General features: G+C 45.8%; 24 protein-coding genes and 2 riboswitches. Of the genes, 7 read left to right on the top strand and 17 right to left on the bottom strand.

From position 1 onward, the window contains the following. Positions 1 to 72 precede the first annotated feature (72 nt). The 3 genes from isp to guaD all read left to right on the top strand — a co-directional run bounded on the left by isp (position 73) and on the right by guaD (position 4,379). Entirely contained in the window at positions 73 to 1,032 is a 960-nt protein-coding gene (gene isp / locus MHB62_RS07075) for a serine protease Isp (protein WP_014479598.1), read from the top strand. A 132-nt stretch (positions 1,033 to 1,164) separates the two neighbouring features. Beyond that, a riboswitch (SAM riboswitch) is annotated at positions 1,165 to 1,320 on the top strand. A 127-nt stretch (positions 1,321 to 1,447) separates the two neighbouring features. After that, entirely contained in the window at positions 1,448 to 3,736 is a 2,289-nt protein-coding gene (gene metE, locus MHB62_RS07070; protein ID WP_015715762.1) for a 5-methyltetrahydropteroyltriglutamate--homocysteine S-methyltransferase, read from the top strand. Positions 3,737 to 3,908: 172 nt separating this feature from the next. After that, the gene (gene guaD / locus MHB62_RS07065) at positions 3,909 to 4,379 is read left to right on the top strand and encodes a guanine deaminase (RefSeq protein ID WP_003245084.1); all 471 of its coding nucleotides are present in this window, start codon (positions 3,909 to 3,911) and stop codon (positions 4,377 to 4,379) included. A 49-nt stretch (positions 4,380 to 4,428) separates the two neighbouring features. On the opposite strand, the gene MHB62_RS07060 is transcribed toward guaD, so the two are convergent. Both MHB62_RS07060 and MHB62_RS07055 read right to left on the bottom strand, forming a co-directional pair. Next, positions 4,429 to 4,599, bottom strand: a complete 171-nt coding sequence (locus tag MHB62_RS07060) for a hypothetical protein (RefSeq protein WP_003232568.1) — start codon at positions 4,597 to 4,599, stop codon at positions 4,429 to 4,431. A 26-nt stretch (positions 4,600 to 4,625) separates the two neighbouring features. Beyond that, positions 4,626 to 5,036 carry an organic hydroperoxide resistance protein gene (locus tag MHB62_RS07055; protein ID WP_003232570.1) on the bottom strand — a complete coding sequence of 137 codons (411 nt, stop codon included), beginning with the start codon at positions 5,034 to 5,036 and terminating at the stop codon, positions 4,626 to 4,628. Between the two features lie 142 nt (positions 5,037 to 5,178). Here MHB62_RS07055 and ohrR point away from each other — a divergent pair, with 142 nt between their 5' ends. Further along, positions 5,179 to 5,622: an organic hydroperoxide resistance transcriptional regulator OhrR gene (gene ohrR, locus MHB62_RS07050; RefSeq protein WP_019712470.1), complete on the top strand. Its 444-nt coding sequence runs from the start codon at positions 5,179 to 5,181 to the stop codon at positions 5,620 to 5,622. 30 nt (positions 5,623 to 5,652) lie between these two features. Here ohrR and MHB62_RS07045 read toward each other — a convergent pair whose 3' ends face one another. The 9 genes from MHB62_RS07045 to MHB62_RS07005 form a co-directional block, all read right to left on the bottom strand. Then, entirely contained in the window at positions 5,653 to 6,078 is a 426-nt protein-coding gene (locus MHB62_RS07045) for an organic hydroperoxide resistance protein (protein ID WP_003232574.1), read from the bottom strand. A gap of 125 nt (positions 6,079 to 6,203) precedes the next feature. Beyond that, positions 6,204 to 7,451, bottom strand: a complete 1,248-nt coding sequence (gene proA, locus MHB62_RS07040; RefSeq protein WP_019712469.1) for a glutamate-5-semialdehyde dehydrogenase — start codon at positions 7,449 to 7,451, stop codon at positions 6,204 to 6,206. Positions 7,452 to 7,462: 11 nt separating this feature from the next. Next, positions 7,463 to 8,560 carry a glutamate 5-kinase gene (proB, locus tag MHB62_RS07035; RefSeq protein ID WP_014479591.1) on the bottom strand — a complete coding sequence of 366 codons (1,098 nt, stop codon included), beginning with the start codon at positions 8,558 to 8,560 and terminating at the stop codon, positions 7,463 to 7,465. 350 nt (positions 8,561 to 8,910) lie between these two features. After that, a complete protein-coding gene (purU, locus tag MHB62_RS07030) occupies positions 8,911 to 9,813 on the bottom strand; it encodes a formyltetrahydrofolate deformylase (RefSeq protein WP_003232580.1) in 903 nt (300 codons plus the stop codon). Between the two features lie 70 nt (positions 9,814 to 9,883). Beyond that, the gene (gene ykkD / locus MHB62_RS07025) at positions 9,884 to 10,201 is read right to left on the bottom strand and encodes a multidrug efflux SMR transporter subunit YkkD (RefSeq protein ID WP_015252242.1); all 318 of its coding nucleotides are present in this window, start codon (positions 10,199 to 10,201) and stop codon (positions 9,884 to 9,886) included. After that, on the bottom strand, positions 10,201 to 10,539 hold the full coding sequence (gene ykkC / locus MHB62_RS07020) for a multidrug efflux SMR transporter subunit YkkC (RefSeq protein ID WP_003232583.1): 339 nt from the start codon (positions 10,537 to 10,539) through the stop codon (positions 10,201 to 10,203). Before ykkC ends, ykkD begins: the two co-directional genes overlap by 1 nt. 77 nt (positions 10,540 to 10,616) lie before the next feature. After that, positions 10,617 to 10,728, bottom strand: a riboswitch (guanidine-I (ykkC/yxkD leader). 32 nt (positions 10,729 to 10,760) lie between these two features. Then, positions 10,761 to 11,279, bottom strand: a complete 519-nt coding sequence (locus tag MHB62_RS07015) for a GNAT family N-acetyltransferase (RefSeq protein ID WP_003244793.1) — start codon at positions 11,277 to 11,279, stop codon at positions 10,761 to 10,763. Beyond that, positions 11,269 to 11,796 carry a DinB family protein gene (locus MHB62_RS07010; protein ID WP_003245783.1) on the bottom strand — a complete coding sequence of 176 codons (528 nt, stop codon included), beginning with the start codon at positions 11,794 to 11,796 and terminating at the stop codon, positions 11,269 to 11,271. Before MHB62_RS07010 ends, MHB62_RS07015 begins: the two co-directional genes overlap by 11 nt. A gap of 91 nt (positions 11,797 to 11,887) precedes the next feature. Beyond that, positions 11,888 to 12,619 carry a DUF421 domain-containing protein gene (locus MHB62_RS07005; protein ID WP_015715759.1) on the bottom strand — a complete coding sequence of 244 codons (732 nt, stop codon included), beginning with the start codon at positions 12,617 to 12,619 and terminating at the stop codon, positions 11,888 to 11,890. A gap of 144 nt (positions 12,620 to 12,763) precedes the next feature. Here MHB62_RS07005 and MHB62_RS07000 point away from each other — a divergent pair, with 144 nt between their 5' ends. Next, a complete protein-coding gene (locus MHB62_RS07000; protein WP_009967080.1) occupies positions 12,764 to 12,988 on the top strand; it encodes a hypothetical protein in 225 nt (74 codons plus the stop codon). Between the two features lie 76 nt (positions 12,989 to 13,064). Here the strand turns inward: MHB62_RS07000 and hmpA are convergent, their stop codons facing one another. Beyond that, on the bottom strand, positions 13,065 to 14,264 hold the full coding sequence (gene hmpA / locus MHB62_RS06995; RefSeq protein WP_003245238.1) for an NO-inducible flavohemoprotein: 1,200 nt from the start codon (positions 14,262 to 14,264) through the stop codon (positions 13,065 to 13,067). A gap of 238 nt (positions 14,265 to 14,502) precedes the next feature. Next, positions 14,503 to 15,021: an acyl-CoA thioesterase gene (locus MHB62_RS06990; protein WP_003244690.1), complete on the bottom strand. Its 519-nt coding sequence runs from the start codon at positions 15,019 to 15,021 to the stop codon at positions 14,503 to 14,505. 159 nt (positions 15,022 to 15,180) lie between these two features. On the opposite strand from MHB62_RS06990, the gene MHB62_RS06985 reads away from it, so the two are divergent. Together MHB62_RS06985 and pgl are read left to right on the top strand one after the other, a co-directional pair. After that, the gene (locus MHB62_RS06985; protein WP_003245320.1) at positions 15,181 to 16,041 is read left to right on the top strand and encodes a dimethylarginine dimethylaminohydrolase family protein; all 861 of its coding nucleotides are present in this window, start codon (positions 15,181 to 15,183) and stop codon (positions 16,039 to 16,041) included. 89 nt (positions 16,042 to 16,130) lie between these two features. Next, entirely contained in the window at positions 16,131 to 17,180 is a 1,050-nt protein-coding gene (pgl, locus tag MHB62_RS06980) for a 6-phosphogluconolactonase (protein ID WP_003244689.1), read from the top strand. 42 nt (positions 17,181 to 17,222) lie between these two features. Here the strand turns inward: pgl and MHB62_RS06975 are convergent, their stop codons facing one another. Genes MHB62_RS06975 through MHB62_RS06960 form a run of 4 tightly spaced genes read right to left on the bottom strand, consistent with a single transcriptional unit; the run spans position 17,223 to position 21,168 of the window. Then, positions 17,223 to 18,212, bottom strand: coding sequence for an ABC transporter ATP-binding protein (locus MHB62_RS06975; protein WP_003232600.1), 990 nt, complete (start codon positions 18,210 to 18,212; stop codon positions 17,223 to 17,225). Positions 18,213 to 18,224: 12 nt separating this feature from the next. Beyond that, a complete protein-coding gene (gene eepC, locus MHB62_RS06970; RefSeq protein ID WP_019712468.1) occupies positions 18,225 to 19,115 on the bottom strand; it encodes a gamma-D-glutamyl-L-lysine dipeptidyl-peptidase in 891 nt (296 codons plus the stop codon). Further along, positions 19,112 to 20,212 (bottom strand): L-Ala-D/L-Glu epimerase, encoded by a 1,101-nt coding sequence (gene ykfB / locus MHB62_RS06965; RefSeq protein WP_019712467.1) that lies wholly within the window; start codon positions 20,210 to 20,212, stop codon positions 19,112 to 19,114. The genes eepC and ykfB overlap by 4 nt, the downstream gene beginning before the upstream one ends. Beyond that, positions 20,209 to 21,168, bottom strand: coding sequence for an LD-carboxypeptidase (locus tag MHB62_RS06960; RefSeq protein ID WP_019712466.1), 960 nt, complete (start codon positions 21,166 to 21,168; stop codon positions 20,209 to 20,211). The genes ykfB and MHB62_RS06960 overlap by 4 nt, the downstream gene beginning before the upstream one ends. Positions 21,169 to 21,185: the final 17 nt, after the last annotated feature.

The following is a 21,185-nucleotide window of genomic DNA, read 5'->3' as shown; positions in this document are numbered from 1 at the left end:
CTTGTTTTTTTCATATAATATGAGACAACACCCTTGAATCCACTTGCAAGCATAAAAAAGGAGGGCTTTTTTATGAATGGTGAAATCCGCTTGATCCCGTATGTGACGAATGAGCAGATCATGGATGTAAACGAGCTTCCTGAGGGCATTAAAGTGATTAAGGCGCCAGAAATGTGGGCAAAAGGGGTAAAAGGCAAAAATATTAAAGTTGCTGTATTAGACACGGGCTGCGACACAAGCCACCCTGATTTAAAAAATCAAATCATCGGCGGAAAGAACTTCACGGATGACGACGGCGGCAAGGAAGATGCGATTTCCGACTACAACGGACACGGCACACACGTCGCCGGAACAATTGCAGCTAATGATTCAAACGGAGGCATTGCCGGAGTCGCGCCTGAGGCAAGCCTATTGATTGTGAAGGTTCTTGGCGGCGAGAATGGCAGCGGACAATACGAATGGATAATTAACGGCATCAACTACGCGGTGGAACAGAAAGTCGACATCATCTCAATGTCCCTTGGAGGGCCAAGCGATGTGCCAGAGCTGGAAGAAGCAGTGAAAAACGCAGTGAAAAACGGAGTGCTTGTCGTTTGTGCAGCGGGAAATGAAGGTGACGGCGACGAACGCACAGAAGAGCTTTCCTACCCCGCAGCTTATAACGAAGTCATTGCAGTTGGATCTGTTTCAGTAGCGCGAGAATTATCAGAATTTTCTAACGCGAATAAAGAGATTGACCTTGTGGCACCAGGAGAAAACATCTTATCCACCCTTCCCAACAAGAAGTACGGTAAGCTGACCGGCACTTCAATGGCTGCCCCTCATGTCAGCGGTGCGCTTGCTTTAATCAAAAGCTATGAAGAAGAATCATTTCAAAGAAAGCTTTCTGAATCTGAGGTTTTCGCACAGCTAATCCGCAGGACACTTCCTCTTGATATTGCAAAAACGCTGGCAGGCAATGGATTCCTGTATTTAACAGCTCCTGATGAGCTCGCAGAAAAAGCAGAGCAATCACATTTGTTGACCCTATAAGATTATTTTTCTTATATAATATACACCACATCATGTAAATAAAAATTTCAAATTCTATGTTGACAATGAATTTGAATTACTGTTAAGATTACCAACAAATGATTCAACTTTTCAAAAAATTAATAACATTTTCTCTTATCGAGAGTTGGGCGAGGGATTGGCCTTTTGACCCCAACAGCAACCGACCGTAATACCATTGTGAAATGGGGCGCACTGCTTTTCGCGCCGAGACTGATGTCTCATAAGGCACGGTGCTAATTCCATCAGATTGTGTCTGAGAGATGAGAGAGGCAGTGTTTTACGCAGAAAAGCCTCTTTCTCTCATGGGAAAGAGGCTTTTTGTTGTGAGAAAACCTCTTAGCAGCCTGTATCCGCGGGTTAAAGAGAGTGTTTTACATATAAAGGAGGAGAAACAATGACAACCATCAAAACATCGAATTTAGGATTTCCGAGAATCGGACTGAACCGGGAATGGAAAAAAGCACTTGAAGCGTATTGGAAAGGCAGTACTGATAAAGAAACGTTTTTGAAGCAAATCGACGAACTATTTTTATCCGCAGTAAAAACACAAATTGACCAGCAGATTGATGTTGTGCCTGTTTCTGATTTCACACAGTATGACCATGTACTCGACACAGCAGTCAGCTTCAACTGGATCCCGAAACGGTTCAGACATTTGACTGACGCTACCGATACATACTTCGCTATCGCCCGCGGAATCAAAGACGCTGTATCTAGTGAAATGACAAAATGGTTTAATACAAATTACCATTACATCGTTCCGGAATATGACGAGAGCATTGAGTTCCGTCTGACAAGAAACAAACAACTCGAAGATTATCGCCGGATCAAACAGGAATACGGTGTGGAAACAAAGCCTGTGATTGTCGGCCCTTATACGTTCGTTACGCTTGCTAAAGGCTATGAACCGTCTGAAGCAAAAGCGATCCAAAAACGCCTTGTGCCATTATATGTACAGCTTTTGAAAGAGCTTGAAGAAGAAGGCGTAAAATGGGTTCAAATCGATGAGCCGGCGCTCGTTACCGCCTCTAGTGAAGATGTCCGCGGTGCAAAAGAATTATTTGAAAGCATTACAAGTGAGCTTTCATCCTTGAATGTGCTTTTGCAGACGTATTTTGATTCTGTTGATGCTTATGAAGAGCTGATCTCTTACCCGGTTCAGGGAATTGGCCTTGATTTCGTTCACGACAAAGGCAGAAACCTGGAACAGCTTAAAACACATGGCTTTCCGACAGACAAAGTGCTGGCAGCCGGCGTTATCGACGGACGCAACATTTGGAAAGCGGACCTTGAAGAGCGTCTCGATGCCGTTCTTGATATTCTCAGCATTGCAAAAGTTGATGAACTGTGGATTCAGCCTTCCAGCAGCCTGCTACATGTTCCAGTAGCGAAACACCCTGATGAGCATTTGGAAAAAGACCTATTGAACGGATTATCCTACGCAAAAGAAAAGCTGGCCGAGCTGACAGCTTTGAAAGAAGGCTTAGTATCAGGAAAAGCGGCGATCAGCGAAGAGATTCAGCAGGCTAAGGCTGATATCCAGGCGCTTAAACAGTTTGCAACAGGCGCCAATTCCGAACAAAAGAAAGAGCTTGAGCAATTAACCGATAAAGACTTCAAGCGCCCGATTCCGTTTGAAGAACGTTTAGCCCTGCAAAATGAATCTCTCGGCCTTCCGCTTTTGCCGACGACAACGATCGGAAGCTTCCCGCAGTCTGCTGAAGTGCGGAGCGCACGCCAAAAATGGCGGAAAGCTGAGTGGTCCGATGAACAGTATCAAAACTTTATCAATGCGGAAACAAAAAGATGGATTGATATTCAGGAAGAATTGGAGCTTGATGTCCTTGTTCACGGCGAATTTGAACGGACAGACATGGTCGAATACTTCGGTGAAAAGCTGGCCGGTTTCGCCTTCACTAAATATGCCTGGGTTCAATCATACGGCTCACGCTGTGTCCGCCCGCCAGTCATTTACGGAGATGTTGAATTTATTGAACCGATGACAGTGAAAGACACAGTCTACGCACAGTCATTGACTTCCAAGCATGTGAAAGGAATGCTGACGGGCCCGGTTACAATCTTAAACTGGTCTTTCCCTCGAAACGACATCTCGAGGAAAGAAATCGCCTTCCAAATCGGGCTTGCCCTTCGCAAAGAAGTTAAAGCGCTTGAAGACGCAGGCATTCAAATCATTCAAGTCGATGAACCAGCGCTGCGTGAAGGCCTTCCATTGAAAACCCGCGATTGGGATGAGTATTTGACTTGGGCGGCAGAAGCTTTCAGATTAACCACTTCTTCCGTGAAAAACGAGACACAAATTCATACACATATGTGCTACAGCAACTTCGAAGATATCGTTGATACAATCAATGATCTTGATGCCGATGTGATTACAATCGAACATAGCAGAAGCCACGGAGGATTTTTAGATTACTTAAAAAACCACCCGTATTTGAAAGGGCTTGGCCTTGGTGTATATGACATTCACAGCCCTCGTGTGCCGTCAACTGAAGAAATGTACAATATTATCGTTGATGCGCTTGCCGTCTGTCCGACTGACCGCTTCTGGGTAAATCCGGACTGCGGATTGAAAACAAGACAGCAGGAAGAAACGGTTGCAGCATTGAAAAACATGGTTGAAGCTGCAAAACAGGCAAGAGCACAGCAGACACAGCTAGTATAATTTGAAAAAACCATCTGCATTTGGCAGATGGTTTTTTTCTATAATACAGCCACAATCGGTTTCTTATTTAGCAAATCCCCCAAATACTTTGTTTATTTTGCACTTTTTTAAGAATGTTCTTTGCATTCTTTTCGGCTATACTAATAACACTCTATTGACAGGAGGGATTGGGATGAATCATGAAACGTTCTTAAAACGGGCTGTCACTCTCGCATGTGAAGGAGTGAATGCAGGAATCGGCGGGCCTTTTGGAGCCGTTATCGTGAAAGACGGAGCCATTATCGCAGAGGGACAGAACAACGTCACAACAAGCAATGATCCGACTGCCCACGCGGAAGTCACAGCTATTCGGAAAGCCTGTAAGGTGCTAGGAGCCTACCAGCTTGATGACTGCATTTTGTATACGAGCTGTGAACCATGCCCAATGTGCTTGGGCGCCATCTACTGGGCCCGGCCTAAAGCCGTTTTCTATGCAGCTGAGCACACAGACGCTGCCGAAGCCGGGTTTGATGATTCATTCATTTATAAAGAAATTGATAAACCTGCTGAAGAAAGAACGATCCCCTTTTATCAAGTGACACTAACAGAGCATTTATCCCCGTTTCAAGCATGGCGGAACTTCGCCAATAAGAAAGAATATTAAAAGGATCAGGCATGCGCGGCCTGGTCCTTGTTATTTCTCCAAGTAGCCGCTATGCCCTGTGCAAATACAAAACAGCATATACGCGCAATTCAGCACGGCAGACACCGTGCCAGCCACCCGCTTCATCTGTAACTTTTGGTTTAAAGGCATGCTTCAAACGCTTCTCTGAAGTTTTATCATAAATCTGTGCCCGCCCCGCATGTCCGACACCAAAAAACATCCTGAGAATCCTCAGGATGCCGGTCATTATTTTAATTCTAGTTTTACATCAACATTTCCTCTGGTTGCCTTTGAGTAAGGACAGAATTCATGAGCGGCGTTGACAAGCTCTTGTGCCTTTTCCCGATCTAAATCTTTCGTGTTCACAACAAGTGTGACACCGATTTTAAACCCGCCGTCGCTCTCATCCTTCATGAGGCTGACCTGCCCTTCAATCTCCGAATCAATTTCGATATTCTGCTCTTTGGCTACGTGTTCGAGCGCGCCGCCGAAGCATGCAGCATACCCTGCCGCAAAGAGCTGTTCCGGATTTGTGCCGGTTTGTCCTTCTTTTTTGGCATTTGGCATGACAATATCAAAATCAAGAACACCGTCATCTGATGTAATATGTCCTGCTCGTCCGCCTCGCGCGGTTACTTTTGCTGTAAATAGTGCCATATTTCCCAACCTCCTTATTTGTATCTAGTTGTTATATTTCCCTTTCTGATCTTTTTAAACATGCTATGTTTGCCGAGAATAGGAAAAGTGAGGTTTTTCAGATACAATAGAATCGAATGACAAAAAAGAGTTGGTGAACAAAATGGAAAATAAATTTGATCATATGAAATTGGAGAATCAGCTTTGTTTTTTGCTATATGCGAGTTCGCGGGAAATGACAAAGCAATACAAGCCGCTGCTTGATAAGCTGAATATAACATACCCTCAATATTTGGCTTTGCTATTGTTATGGGAACATGAAACGCTTACTGTCAAAAAAATGGGCGAACAGCTGTATTTAGATTCAGGGACGCTCACTCCGATGCTTAAACGAATGGAACAACAGGGTTTGATTACGAGAAAAAGATCTGAAGAGGATGAGCGGTCCGTGTTGATCAGCCTGACAGAGGCCGGAGCGTTATTAAAAGAAAAAGCGGTTGACATTCCAGAGACAATTCTGGGGCTCTCAAAGCAGTCTGGGGAGGATCTCAAACAGTTAAAATCCGCTCTATATACATTGCTGGAAACACTTCATCAAAAAAATTGAGGATGCCTTGTACAGGCATCCTCTTTTTATTTATTCAGCAACTTCAAGTGTCACATCAATATTTCCGGAGGTTGCTTTTGAGTACGGGCAGACGCCGTGCGCTTTTTTCACAAGCGCCTCCAATTCTGATGCACTGACTCCTTCTCCTTTTACTTGCAGCGTCACACCAAGCTTGTAGCCCTGGTCCGCTTCATCCTTTAACAGACTTACATTCGCTGTAACCTCTGTCTCTACTTTTACCCGTTCTGTTCTTGCGACAAGCTGCAGGGCGCTGTCAAAGCAAGCTGCATAACCTGCTGCAAACAGCTGCTCTGGATTTGTCGCTTTTTCTAATTTCTTGGCTCTCGGTGTCCCCGGCATTGCGACATCAAGCTCAAGAACGCGGTCTGATGAAATGACCTTTCCTTCTCTTCCTCCTACCGCTGAAACAGTTGCTGTAAATAATGGCTGACTCATTTTTCATTCCCCCAATATATTTTATATAATTAAATTGTACACAATTAAATTTGAAATGTCAATTTTTCGCGTATAAAAAAGCTTATCTCGTAATGAGATAAGCTTTTTCATTGAACATTGCCCTGCTATTCACGGATTTGCCCAGTTCCTTTAATGATGTATTTTGTAGAAGTCAGTGCAGGAAGCCCCATCGGTCCTCTTGCATGAAGCTTTTGCGTGCTGATGCCGATTTCGGCTCCGTAGCCGAATTCAAAGCCGTCGGTAAAGCGGGTTGACGCGTTATGATAGACAGCGGCAGCATCGACAGCCGTTTGAAAATATGCCGCGTTTTTGTCATTTTCAGTTAAAATCGCTTCAGAATGATTGGTGCCGTATTGTTGGATATGCTTCACAGCTTCTTGGACGTTTTCAACCGTCTTTACGCTGAGGACAGGCGCTAAAAATTCGGTTTCCCAATCTTCTTTTGATGCTTGTTTGCCTGAAGGATGAAGTTCACATACCAATTCATCACCGCGAATTTCAACTCCCGCGTTTTCCAGCTGGTCCAGCAATTCTCTCCCATGCTGTCTTGCCCAAGCCTTGTGAATCAGCAATGATTCAATCGCGTTGCATACGGAAGGGCGTTGCGTTTTGGCATTTACGACAACCTTTTCTGCCATTTGCGGTTTGGCTGTTTCGTCAATGAATATGTGGCAGTTTCCTGCTCCCGTTTCTAATACAGGAACCGTTGATTCTCTCACAACGAGATCAATCAGTTTCTTGCCTCCGCGCGGAATCAATACGTCTAAGCCATCATTTAACGTAAAGAGCTCTTTTGCTGTCTCTCTGCTCGTATCCTCAATCAGCTGCACAGCGTGAATCGGAAGCGCTGATTGCTCAAGTGCTCTGTGAATGACACTGACGAGCGCTTTGTTGCTGTGGATGGCTGAGGAGCTTCCCCGCAGCACAACCGCGTTCCCTGTCTTCAGGCAAAGGGTAGCCGCATCAACTGTGACGTTTGGCCTCGCCTCATAAATCATTCCTACGACACCGAGCGGCACACGGATTTTTTCAATAAACAGGCCGTTTTCTTTTTCAATCGTTTCAAGAGAGTCGCCGACCGGGTCCGCTAAGTCGATTAAGAGCTCCACCGCGTCCGCGATATCGCGTATCCGTTTCTCATCCAATGTGAGACGGTCAATGACGTCCGGTGTTAAACCATTCTCTTTTCCGTTCACAATGTCTTTTGCATTCTCCGCCAAGAGAAAATCCAGTTCTTTGCGGAGTCCGTTTGCAATGAGGCTGAGCGCCTCATCCTTCTCGGCTGTTGTTTTCATGATCATTTCGGCTGCTGCTTCTTTCGCCAGCTTCGCTTTTACAGAAACTTCACTCATTTTTCCGCCTCCTAGTCTTTTACATTGACCCAGTCATTCCTATGAATAACCTCAAACGTTTTCTCAAAATCAAGTTCGTCACTGCGTTTGCCCTTGGCCTCCATAATCTCCTCAGAGGAGTAATGGGTTTGGCCTTTGCCGATCACGCCGCCCGGTCCCCTGACTTCCACGACCGCCCCTTTCGGAAAGCTTCCGTTCACGCCCACAACGCCAGCGGGCAAAAGGCTGCTTCCATTATGGATCATCGCCTCCTCGGCACCCGCATCAATGATAATTTCTCCCGATATCGGCGAGTGGAACTGAATCCACTGCCTTGTGTTGTTAACCGAAGATAGTTCTTTGTCTCCGATATAAGTGCCGTCTCCCCTGCCGTCCAAAATGTCCGCAAGTTTTTGCTCTCCGCTGCCAGTTCCAATGAATACTTTCACTCCCAGAGACAGCGCGGTTTGTGCGGCTAACAGCTTTGATTTCATTCCGCCGGTGCCGACCTTTGATCCAGCTGAACCTGCATATCCAAGCAATTCAGGCGTGATCTCTGGCAAATAATCAAATCGTTTCGCCTCAGGATTTTCATTTGGATTGGCATCATACAGTCCGTTAATGTCGGTGAGAATCATGAGCTGGTCCGCGTGAATCAATCCGCTGACTAACGCAGAAAGCATATCATTATCTCCGAATGTCAATTCTTCAACAGATGTAGAATCGTTCTCGTTGATAATCGGAATGACGCCGCGTTCCAATAATTCCATTATCGTAGCATACGCGTTTCGATACCGTTCTCTTTTCGAAAAATCATTTCTCGTTAAAAGGATTTGTCCCGGAGTCAGTGAGTATTGTTTAAATTGATTCATATATTGCTGCATTAACAGTGTTTGTCCGACCGCGGCCGCCGCCTGTTTTCCTTTGATGGTAACGGGACGGGACGGATAACCGAGGCTGGAAAACCCCGCCGCTACGGCACCCGAGGTAATCAGAATCATTTCATGCCCCGCTTTTTTTAACACGGAAATCGCCTGAACATGCTCTCTGATTTTTGCCTCATCAATGCTTCCTTTGCTATTCGTGAGCGAACTGCTTCCTATTTTCACTACTATTCTTTGTTTTTTCATTTATTCTCCTCCGCGGCTCTTCTACAATAAAAAAACCCATTTCATCCTGATTCATAAGGACGAAATGGGTTTCCGTGGTACCACCTTGATTGAACGCGCTTGTGCACGCTCCGCTCTCCTGTAACGCCAGGTTATGCGCCTAGGTTTTTCCCCTAGGACTCCAAGGCAGGTTCGGCAGGTTTCATGCGGCAAAATGTTTCAGCGATTCATTTTGCTCTCTGTCACAGAAAGGTCTGCTTACTAATCCTCTTCAACGCTCAATGATTTTTTTATATTATGCAAAGAAAAAAGACACTTGTCAAGGTTTTTTGTCATCAAAAATAGCCCGCATTGCGCGGGCCTCTTGCAGTCTAGTTAAAGACGATTGTTTTATTTTCATGAACGATGACACGGTCTTCCAAATGCCATTTCACAGCACGGGCAAGCACGCTGCGCTCAATTGTTCTTCCGATGTTTTTCAGCGCTTCCGCATTATCGCGGTGGTCCACACGCTCAATATCCTGTTCAATGATCGGCCCTTCATCAAGATCGTTTGTCACATAATGAGATGTCGCACCGATCAGTTTCACGCCGCGCTCGTAGGCCCGTTTGTACGGATTCGCACCGATAAAAGCTGGCAGGAATGAATGGTGGATATTGATGATGCGATTCGGATGAGCCGAAACAAAATCAGGAGTTAGAATCTGCATATAGCGTGCGAGCACGATGACATCAACATCGTACTGCTCCAGCAGTTCAAGCTGCTTCTTTTCGACTTCCGCTCTGATGTCTTTGTTCGCTTTCATATAGTGGAATGGAATGTTCAGGCGCTCAACCAGCTCTCTCGCTTCCTCATGGTTACTGATGACAACAGCGATCTCCGCCATCAGGTTGCCGGTTTGCCATTCCCAAATCAGCTCATGCAGGCAATGGAGCTCCTTTGAAACGAAAATGGCGACACGCTTCAGTTCGCTCGCCAAAGTTAAGCTCCATGTCATGTCGAATTTATCCGCTACAGAGGCAAACGCCGCCTGAAGTGATGTTTTTTTCTCACGAATGCCTGCGCAGTCGAATTCGATTCTCAGGAAGAATCGGCCGCCTTCAGGGTCTGTCGTATATTGATTTGATTCTATAATATTGGCACCGTGTTCAAATAAAAACGCGGAAACTGCAGAGACGATACCCGGCTGATCGGGGCAGCTGACCAAGAGCCGCCCTTTATCCTCATTTCCGACACGGTATTCGTCCAACCGCTGAGTCATATATGATTTCATGAATAATCCCTCTTATCTTTGTAAGTCTAAACTATTTATCCATTATACTGAAGATTTGATAAAAATCAATTTATGACAGAATTTTTAAACCAACTGCTGAGCATAAAATCAACGCGATAAAGAAGATCCGTTTGGCGTCTTTCTGCTCCTTGTAAAAGAGGATGCCGATAAGCGCCCCGCCGGCGGTGCCAATTCCTGTCCAGACCGCGTAAGCCGTTCCCATCGGAATGGTTTCCATTGCGTACGACAGCAAGGAAAATGAAGCGGCAAAACCAACAATGATCAACAGCACCCATTTCACGCTTTTTTCTTTCGCATATTGATTCATAAGGGCCACGCCGGCCATTTCTAAACAGCCCGCGCACAATAAACTGATCCAGTGCAGCATTATGCCTCGCCTCCTTTTTCCTCTGTCTCATCCTGTGTCACAAGCTTCAACCCGATTACACCGATTAAGAGCACGCCAATTAACAATAGCTTCGGCCATCCAACCGGTTCATGAAAAAGAACGATTTCACTAAGTACTGTTCCCGCTGTGCCGAGCCCGGTAAAGACGGCATACACGGTACCAACAGGCAGACTGTGAGTCGCCTTCATTAGAAGGTAAAAGCTGAATATGATGCCGATGGCAGTGCCGCTCCATGTTAAGGCTGAGTCAGCGTGCTTTAAGCCTATCACCCAAACAACCTCGAAAACAGCGGCAAGCACGACCAATCCCCATTTCATTTTGAGTCATTCCTTTCTATCTATTAAGATTCTCCGAAAACAAAAAAACCCCGGACAGTCGTCTCACATGAGATTGACTCTCCCGGGCTTTTTTCCCTCCGTGTGCATACGCGCTTCTATTTACGCGTATGTGTTTTCTCTCGGACCAGTCCATGTCAATTGACATGCGGAACCCTAGAAAACTTTACATGATATCATGATACTAAACTCAGCTCTATCTTTCAATTGTAAGATTTTCTTTCATATACCGCGATCGGTTTATTCCATTTTCTGATCGTTTTGCTGTAATGCATGCCGATTTTCTCCGCTACCCGTATGGACGCTTTGTTACCCGGATCAATCAAAGCCGCCATTTTGCCGAACTGCCGCTCGTTAAAGCCATAGTCCAGACAGGCCCGAGCCGCTTCTTGCGCATAGCCGTTCCCCCAGTGGCGGCGGGCAAACATATAGCCAATTTCCATTACGGTTTGATTTTCGATCTGCTGGGGAACGATGCCGCATTGCCCCAAAAACTCCCCTGTCCGCTTATCTTCGGCGATCCACAGACTAACGCCGTACCCTTTTTCATTTCGTTGGTTCCAATTGACCCACTCGCGGGTTTGCCTCTTATCTTTTAAACCGGAATAATATGTCATGACGTCAGGATCATTAAAAAGCAGCCCAAACAAAGTGGCTTGATCCCGATCTTCCATACAGCGCAAACGAATTCGATCAGTCACAAGCTTCGTTTTAGCGTTCATACTTCGCCACATCCTGCTTCCATTCTTTTTTGAGAGCTTCAATATGTGCCTGATGATAGCGGTTATGATCTGCCATATGCCAAATTCCCCATCGTATCGTCGCGGTGTCACCTTCGAAGGAAAGCGGCTGGTTCAAAGCATTTTCAGTTAAAGTGAAGCATACCGATTTCAGCTTCTCTACTACATGCTGATGTCTTTTCAGGAGTTCATCTAAGTCTGGCTGATTCACCGGTTCAGGCAGCCGTCCGCTTTCATCTGTCATCGGGCCGTATGCCTGTTCAATATGGTCCGGGATCCGATTTTCCTTGATACGCCAGACCCATCTGATATCAACATTTGTGATATGGTGCAAAAGCTGAGCCGTGCTGTTTTTTGTTTGGCAGCGCCCCTTATAGTAAAGTTCACTGTGTGTCATATGGCTTACGATGGAAGCCAGACGGAGACTGTTTTCTTCCACTGCGGAATACAGCAAACTGACCGTTGGCGCCATGTCGTTTCTTATGGATAAGTCCTTCATGTTCAGTTCCCCTCCTAACTAGGTACATTTGACACCAAACAAAAATTCCCTTTAAAAAAGAAAAAAGCTCTCATTACAAGAGAGAGCCATCTTAATTGTTATTTCCCGGTTTATATAAGTAAGGATCATGCTGCGGTTCATTAGCGGTATTTAAATCAAGGGATATATCACCGCGTGCATTCATCGTGCCAAGGGTAATCGAAGACAGCAGTTTGGGGCTGTACCCTTTTTCCTCAAGCTTCTCAAACAGCCAGGATCGGTTTTTTTGGAGATATTTCAAATTATGATCAAGGATTTCGCCATCCAGTATGAGCGGAATCGGGATAAAATTCCGTTCAGCTTCCATATTCAAATCCCGCACCTGCACCGCTCTCGCTTCCTCTTTCGGGATGACGCTTACTTCTCCCGTTTCTTCAATGATAGCAAGATCAATGTCAGCCGGGTCGGCATAGCCCTTTTCCCTCAGCTTTCCGAGCAGCTCATTAACAGTCAGCCTTTCTTTACGAAGGCCGCGTTCATCAATATCCCCGTTTCGGATTAGGACAGTCGGGCTCACGACTAGGAGCCATCGCCATTTATTAGATAAAGAGAGCTTGCTCATGATAAGATAAAGCACCAAAAAAGCACCCGCATAATAAATTGACATCGGCAGCTTGGATGTAAGGATCGGCTCACTGATAATGGTTCCGATTGCGAAGGTCAAAAGCAGGTCAAAATTGTTCATTTGTGACACAGCTTTTTTACCGGCAAGCCGAAACAAAATATATGCAATCGAAAATACGATAACTGGCTTCAGTAAAAATACCCATACCATCCATAACACCGATCTTTACCTCCATCCGCTGGTCATATTGAGCCTATTGTGCCCCGTGGCAGGCCCTCTATGCATCAGTGTCTAGGCGAACGTGCATATCGCCTGAACATAACATAATAGAAAGTGACACCGATTGGAGGCGCAATACGCAATATGAAAAATCAGAAGTCGAATACCCTTTGGCCCTTTGATCTGCCATTGGCTCCCCAACCCGAGGGCTACCAGCAGCAAACAATCGACAGGCTGGCCGGTTTGGAGCTAAGAATGAAGCAACTAATTAGAGCGATTGAGGTAAACAATGAATTGCTGAGAACAATGCAAGAACAGCAAAACCGTGTATGCACAAATGGCAGCGGGTCTGTGATTGTCCGGATGTAGAAACCGGCGCTTGTCTGCCTTCTTATATCTCAATAAAAAACTCTTCTCTGAAAGGAGAAGAGTTTCATGTATGTGTTCAAACGGACTGCGCCAAACTTAATTGCGGGCCGAATAGCTCGTAATGGATAGACTCCGGCGCTGATCCGAGCTCTGATACAAGCTTATGCATTGCCGTAATAAACGACGGTGAACCGCAAATATAGTAATCCGCATCTGTGTTGGCAATCAGTTCTTTGAGGAATTGCTGATCAATCTGTCCTTCATGAAAATGCAGATCACCTGCACGGTCTTCCTCTGTCGGCTCGCGATACACAAATGCTGTTTTAACAGCAGAATGTTTTGCTGCTTCTTCTACTTCATGGCGCAATGCATGATATTCACTGTTTTTCGCCGCATGAATGAACAGAATTTGCCGTTCAGGCTGTTTGGAAACAGATGTTTTCAGCATGCTGATCATTGGTGTAATGCCAACTCCGGCACTGATCAAAACGAGATCTTTTTGTGATGCATGATCTAAAACAAAGTCCCCTGCCGGTGCGCTGATCTCTATTGAATCTCCCTCCTGCAGCCCATCGTGTAAGTAGGAAGACACGACACCATCTTTCTTCACTGAAATTCGATAATAGTCTTTTCCCGGCATATCAGACAGGCTGTACTGGCGGATATGCGTATATTCAGAATCAGGAATCCGCACTTTGATGCTGATATATTGCCCTGCTTGGAATTCAGGTAACGGCTTGCTGTCTTCCGGTTTCAAATAGAAGGATGTAATTTCTTTGCTTTCCCGCTCTTTTTTTGCGATAACGAATGGCTTATACTCCTTCCAGCCGCCGGCTTGCTCTTCAGCCTGTTCATACATGTCTTTTTCAATTCCGATGAACGCGTCAGCAATGACTCCGTACGCTTTTTCCCATGCCTGCATAATGTCAGGAGTTGCAGCGTCTCCCAATACATCTTTAATCGCAATCAGCAAATATTTACCGACGATTGGGTAGTGCTCAGGCTTAATTCCGATACTGCGGTGCTTGTGGCCGATTTGTTTGACAACCGGAATGATGTTTCCTAATTGGTCAATGTTTGCCGCAGCTGCAATAACGGCATTTGCCAGTGCAGTTCGCTGTGTTTTTTTCTTTTGGTTTGTTTGATTAAAAATGTTCAAAAGCTCTGGATGGTCTTGAAACATCCGATCGTAAAAACGGCCAGTGATTGTTTCTCCATGCTGTTGCAATACGGGTACAGTGCTTTTAATAATTTCGATTGTTTTGTTATCTAACATTTTATAAACAATCCTTTCGAAAAGATGTATTTAAAATATATCTTTAAAATACATGATCTTACGAATAAAAGATATATCTAAAATGAATCTTTAATAAAGTTGTCACAAAATTATCAATTTAACATGACATTTGTTGCTTTTTTATAGAATCCCCTAGCAAAAACGGACTAACCATTGTAATAATCACCATTGAAAAGTACAAAAAAACCCAAAACAACTTATGTTTTGGGTTTAACGTTCACCAAGGCTTATCAGTTCCGAGCGCATTTGCAAGCGCCTGGCTGTGTCTCTTGCGGTTCTTACGTTCATTAGCACGCTGTACAGCTGTATTATGCAGCATGATTTCTTCTTCTGTTTCCGGTACAACCCTCGGTACAGGCACCGGCTTGCCATTTGAATCTAATGCGACAAATGTCAAAAAGGATGTGGCAGCGAGTTCCCGTTCGCCAGTCATCAAATGCTCCTTAATAACTTTCACAAATACTTCCATGGAAGATGTGCCGACCCATGTCACATATGACTCTAGGCAGACAGAATCCTTTTGCCCGATCGGCTTTAAAAAATCTACAGAATCCATTGAAGCTGTTACCGTTTCACGTCTGCAATGGCGCGCCGCTGAAATAGAGGCAATGTCGTCTATGTAGCTCATTAATTTTCCGCCAAACAGCGTATTATGGTTGTTCGTGTCAAGCGGGAACACCCTGCTGGTTTTCACAACCTTTGACTCTTTACAAAATCTTGTTTCCGGTGTTTCCATACCTTTCTCCCCTTTGATGTCTGATCTTTTAGCTAAATGCACTTATATTCTCCTATTAAACAATATTCTCTTCCATTTGTCTAAAATTTAAAATGGTTTAATGATTTTCATGATGAGGGAATAATAAATGTATTCTTCACACTTTAGGAGGAAAAACAAATGGACGTATCCATCCCGAAATCTCAGCACAAAACGGTATGCCGAACGGAATACGGCACACTTCAAAAAGTGATCTTATGCAAACCTGAGCACATGACCATAAAAGATGTTATAAACGAAACACAAAAACATTTTGAAGATGACAATATTCATGTAAAAACCGCTAACGACCAGCACAGCCGCTTAGTGGAGGCACTTAGGTCACACAACGTTGAGGTCGTCCTTTTGCCCGTTCGCGACGGACTCCCAGAACAGGTTTTTACTAGGGACATAGGATTTGTCATCGGAGAAAAAGCCTTTCTGTCAAGCATGACTGAACCGATTCGCCAAGGAGAAGAAGCCGTTATAAAAGATTTTTTTCACAGCCAAGGTATCTCTTACACCCGCATGCTTGATACGAGTATTGAAGGCGGAGACGTCATTATCGATGATGACATTGTCTATGTCGGAATCAGCCAGCGCACCGACATTTCAGCTATCGGCCAGCTAGAAGAGGCACTTCCTGAATATACGATCGTTCCAGTGAAGCTTCATGAAAAATTTTTGCATTTGGACTGCGTATTTAACATTATATCTGAAAGCGAAGCGTTAATTTATTCACAGGCCATTGAGCCAGATGCAGCCGATATGCTGGCAAAACGTTATGATCTTATTGAGGTGCCCGAGGACGAACAATTTACGCTTGGCACCAACGTCCTTTCAATCGGAAAAAAAACGATCATCAGTCTCCCTGGCAACCGCCATGTCAATCAACAGCTATCGAAAAGAGGCTATCACATTATCGAAATTGACCTGTCAGAAATTATTAAATCAGGCGGCTCCTTCAGGTGCTGCACAATGCCGCTGATTCGAGGCGAATGAAGAATCTTCCCCTTTTTCATGTTTTGAACAGCTTATTTTATCAAGATACGTTAATATAGAGGTGACATCATTTTTAAGGGGGAAATCGCATGACAAAATACATAGGATATGTGGGAACATATACAAAAGGCGGAAGCGAAGGAATTTATTCATTTGAGCTTGATACTGAGAAAAAAGCACTCAGCGAGCCAAAGCTGGCCGCTAAGCTGGGCAACCCGACATATGTGGCGACGAATAAAAACAACACCATCCTTTATTCCATCGAAAAAGCAGACGGCCAAGGCGGAGTTGCTGCCTATCAAATCGATAAAAACAGCGGCGAATTGACATTTCTGAATCATCAGTTAATTGATGGCCCTTCGCCATGCCACGTAAGCGTTGATGATCAAAATCAATTCGTACTGACTGCCAATTATCACAGCGGGAAGGTACACGTTTTTCCGGTTCAGGAAGACGGCAGCTTGCAATCACCTGTTTCAGAGGCCGCTCACACAGGAAAAGGGCCGCACGAAAGACAAGAAAAACCGCATACACACTACGCGGGGTTCACACCTGAACACAATTATGTGGTAGCGGTTGATTTAGGTATAGATAAGCTCTACACCTATAAGCTTAAAGACGGTGTGTTGACTGAATCCGGAAGCCATTCCTTCGCTCCCGGTGCAGGACCTCGCCATATCGCTTTTCATCCGAAAGAAAAATACGCTTATGTCATGACAGAATTAAGCAATGAAGTGATTGCGCTTGAATACAACCCGACAGCCGGCGAATTTAGAGAAATCCAAGTCGTTTCTGCCATCCCTGATGATTTTACAGATAACAGCCAGGGAAGCGCAATACATGTCACGCAGGACGGACGTTTTGTTTATGTCGCAAACCGCGGCCATGACAGTATCGCCGTATTTGAAGTGAATCAATATTCAGGAGAGCTGGCTTTCGTAGAAAGAGTGTCGACAGAAGGAAACTGGCCTCGTGACTTTGTATTTGACCCAACGGAAGGGTTCCTCGTTGCTTCAAATGAAGAAACAGGCAACCTTGTCTTGTTTGAAAGAGACAAAGAAACCGGCCGATTGACACTCCTCCCATCAACGGTTTCTGTCCCTTACCCGGTTTGTGTAAAGTTTTTACATCAAGTATAAACAAATGGAGTGGCTCTAGTAAAAAGGAGCCACTCTTTTTATTTATCTTACTTTTTCCTTCGTTTCAGCATTTCGATACAAATGGCAAGCGACAAAACGGCCGGGTTCGATTTCTTGAAGCTGGGGACGAGATTCTCCACATTCAGGCATCGCCTCCGGACAGCGGGTACGAAACACGCAGCCGCTTGGCGGATTGACCGGGCTCGGCAGCTCCCCTTTCAAGAGAATACGCTCACGCTTGTCCTCCAATTCAGGATCTGGAATCGGAATCGAGGACAAAAGCGCCTTTGTATAGGGATGGAGCGGTTCACGATACAAGGTGCCGCTCTCTGTAATTTCCATCATGTGTCCTAAGTACATAACACCGATCCTGTCACTGATATGCTTCACCATCGAAAGATCATGGGCAATGAATAAAAACGTAAGCCCTTTCTCTTTTTGAAGCCGCTTCAGCAGGTTGACCACCTGCGCTTGAACAGAGACATCAAGTGCAGAAATCGGTTCGTCCGCCACGATAAATTCAGGATTCAGCGACAGTGCTCTCGCAATCCCGATTCTTTGCCTTTGCCCGCCGCTGAATTCATGCGGATAACGGCTGCCAAAATCGGGATGAAGCCCAACTGCCTCAAGCAGCTCGTCCACGACGAGAAGCCGCGCTTTATGAGTATTGTAGAGATTGTGAATCTCCATCGGCTCCAAAATAATTTCTCGAACGGTCATGCGCGGGTTAAGTGAAGCATAAGGGTCCTGAAAAATCATCTGCAGTTTGCGGTTGAAGGCAAACTGCTCTTTTTCACTTAGTGCATGAAGATTTGTGCCGCGGTATGTCACGCTTCCTTCTGTCGGCTGATAAAGGCGCATCAGCACTCTCCCCAAGGTTGATTTCCCGCACCCTGATTCCCCAACTAGCCCGAACGTTTCTCCTTCACGAATCTGAAAGGTGACCCCGTCGACGGCTTTGACTGTCCGCTTTTTCCCTGCGTCAAAATGCATTTTCAGCTGGCTGACCTCTAACAAAGGCAGTGGCGTCATTTGTCTCCCTCCTTATTCTGAAAAACAGCGGCGCACCGCACAAAGTTCTTTTTCATAGATTGTCTCTTTTAATGTGAGGATTTCGATTGATTTTCCTGTCTTTGGAGAATGAAGCATTTTCCCGCCGCCTACATACAGACCGACGTGATGAATCGCTCCTTTTCCTTCCTCATAAGCAAAAAACAGCAGGTCACCGGCTTTCATATCATCAAGCGGGACACCCTTCCCCGCCTTAGCCTGATCTCCCGCATCACGGGGGATGCTGTATCCATTCGCCTTAAATATACTGTACATAAATCCGGAGCAATCAAACCCAAACCCGCTGATCCCTCCCCACAGGTAGGGAAGGCCAAGGAAAAACGCACCCGTTTGAATGATGTCTTCAGCAGTCCCTTTCTGTTGGCTGACAGGCACTGCATCACTTTGCTTCACAAACCTTTCTCCCAAAACAGTCGAAACCTTAAAATATCCGTTTTCTTTTGCAATGAAGGGGAGAACCGTCAAAAAGCTTAATTCGATCTCCTTTTCCCCATTGCTTCTGTACAAAAAGGCAGCAGGTTTGCTGATCATCACATCGTGTTGTGTATGGATGGGCTTTGTTTTTTCCAGCTGGTTCTTTTTCATCCAGCCCGGGTATCCGCGCGGATCCTTTCGGGATGGCTGGCTAGGCACGATCACAGAAACCCATTCCTCCTGTTCCGCTGTCACAAGTACCTTTTCGCCAAAGAGAACCTGAGTTTGGATTACATTGTCTGTACATAATCCAAGCCGTTCATCATACGTCATGCGCTCCAGCCAGTCTCTGATCCTTACAGTCGGTTGAAGCATGAATTGATCAGACGGACGCGGTGAAACAGGCGCTGTCCAGATGTTGGCCACTGCTGATATGACAGTGTGCATCATTGCTCTTTTTCCCCTTTCAAAAGCGCAGTCCCGGTGATTCCGAGGCCCGGTTTGCCAGGCATCGAAACCGTGCTGCCGCTATATGTTATGCCGCCTTTGAATACATCTGTTTTCAGCATCAACGGCGCGTCAAAATCAAAGCGTGTGATGTTTCTCTTGCTTGCCGCAAAATGCGCCGCGGCCGTAATGCCCAGCTTCGTTTCGATCATGCTGCCGACCATACACTCCACCCCGCAGGCCTCCGCCATGGCATTAATTTTCTCTGCTCCGCTGATGCCGCCCGCTTTCATCAATTTAATATTGATCAAGTCTGCGCTCCGGGTTTGCAGAACTTCGAACGCCTGGCGCGGTGTAAAAACACTTTCATCAGCCATAATCGGCGTATCTGTTGCATCTGTCACCTTTTTAAGCCCAGCGAGATCATCTTTATGGACAGGCTGCTCGACAAGCTCAATGCCTAGGCCCGCATCCTCCATTTTCCGAATGGCAGTTACCGCTTCCTTCGGCCTCCACCCCTGATTAGCGTCTAAACGCAGTTTCACAGCTGATCCGACACGTTTTCTGATTTCCTGGATACGGGCGATATCTGTTGCAATATCATCTTTTCCGACCTTTATTTTCAGCGTTTGGAAGCCTTGTTTGAGATAATTCTCGGCATCAGCTGCCATCTCTTCAGGTGAGTTGACACTGACGGTATAGTCTGTTTCCAGCGTATCTCGGTATCCGCCAAGCATTTGATAAAGCGGCAGCCCGCACATCTGCGCCCAGCCGTCGTATAGCGCCATCTCTACAGCAGCCTTCGCGCTCATATTTCCTGTAAGAAGATGCTGGATGTCGTGCAGTATGGCCTCACAGCCGGACAGGCTTTTTCCAAGCAATGCCGGTTTCAACACATGGTGAATGGCACTTTCAATGCTATCCATGCTGTCTCCTGTAATCACTAACGTCGGGGGTGCTTCTCCCCATCCGACTGCACCGCTGTCATAAGTAATCCTTACTATGACTGATTCAGCCGTATACACAGTGCGAAGCGCGGTTTTAAACGGCTTTGTCAGCGGGACAGCGATTCGGCTTGTTTCGATTCGAATGATTTTCATGTCTTCAGCGCCCCTTCTGAAACGCCTGCCTCTATTACGACTGTTTTTTCTGCTGTATTCATAGCAGCTTTCGCACCGATCGGAACCGCAATACTTGGCGAGCAGTGGCCGATTTTAAATCCTCTCAGAGCGGGCCTGCCCGCAGATATAATATAGTCTTCCAGCACCTGCTCAAGCGAGAGAGACTTCTCTCGCTTCACCGGGACACAATTGTGAAAATCACAAACTAGAATTCCCGCCGCGTCCGTCAGCTTCCCCGCCATTTTCAGCTGATTCAGCATCCGGTCGATTTGATAAGGCTCCTCGTCAATATCTTCAATAAACAGAAGCTTTCCTCTCGTATCAATTTCAAATGGCGTGCCCAGTGTAGACGTCAGCAAAGACAGATTTCCCCCGACAAGCTCGCCTTCCGCTTTTCCAGGAACAAGCTCGGTCAGCGGAGAAAGCTCTTCTGTATAGGTGAATTCCGTCTCCTGGAAGAGCTGCTTATATGACGCTTTTGTCAACGGGTGAACGTCGTCAAGGCCAATATCCGTGCTGAGCATCGGGCCATGGAAAGTGACAAGACCTGTGTTTTGATGAATGGCAGTATGTAAAAACGTAATATCGCTGTATCCCCAAAAGATTTTAGGGTGTTTGCGGATCAAGCTGAAATCAATGCCCGCGGCGATACGTCCTGTCCCAAAACCCCCGCATGCGCACAACACTGCTTTTACCTCATCGTCTCTAAACATCTCATGGAGATCCGCCAGCCGCTCATCATCCTGTCCCGCTAAATAGCCGTGCTGGTTTTTCAGCGCCTTGCCCAACTTCACCTGAAGACCGAGCTCTTCTAAAAATAAAAGCGCGGTGTCAAGCTTTTTTGGATCCGGCGGACTTGCGGGCGCGATCACTCCGACTGTATCACCCTTGTTCAACGCTTTCGGCTTGTAATTCAACGAAAACACTCCTTTCATTTGCTCTGCACCCTACG

Source organism: Bacillus sp. FSL K6-0255 (genome assembly GCF_045040725.1).
In the GTDB taxonomy this organism is placed as follows: Bacteria; Bacillota; Bacilli; order Bacillales; family Bacillaceae; genus Bacillus; species Bacillus subtilis.
This window is presented reverse-complemented; position numbering and strand designations above follow the sequence as displayed.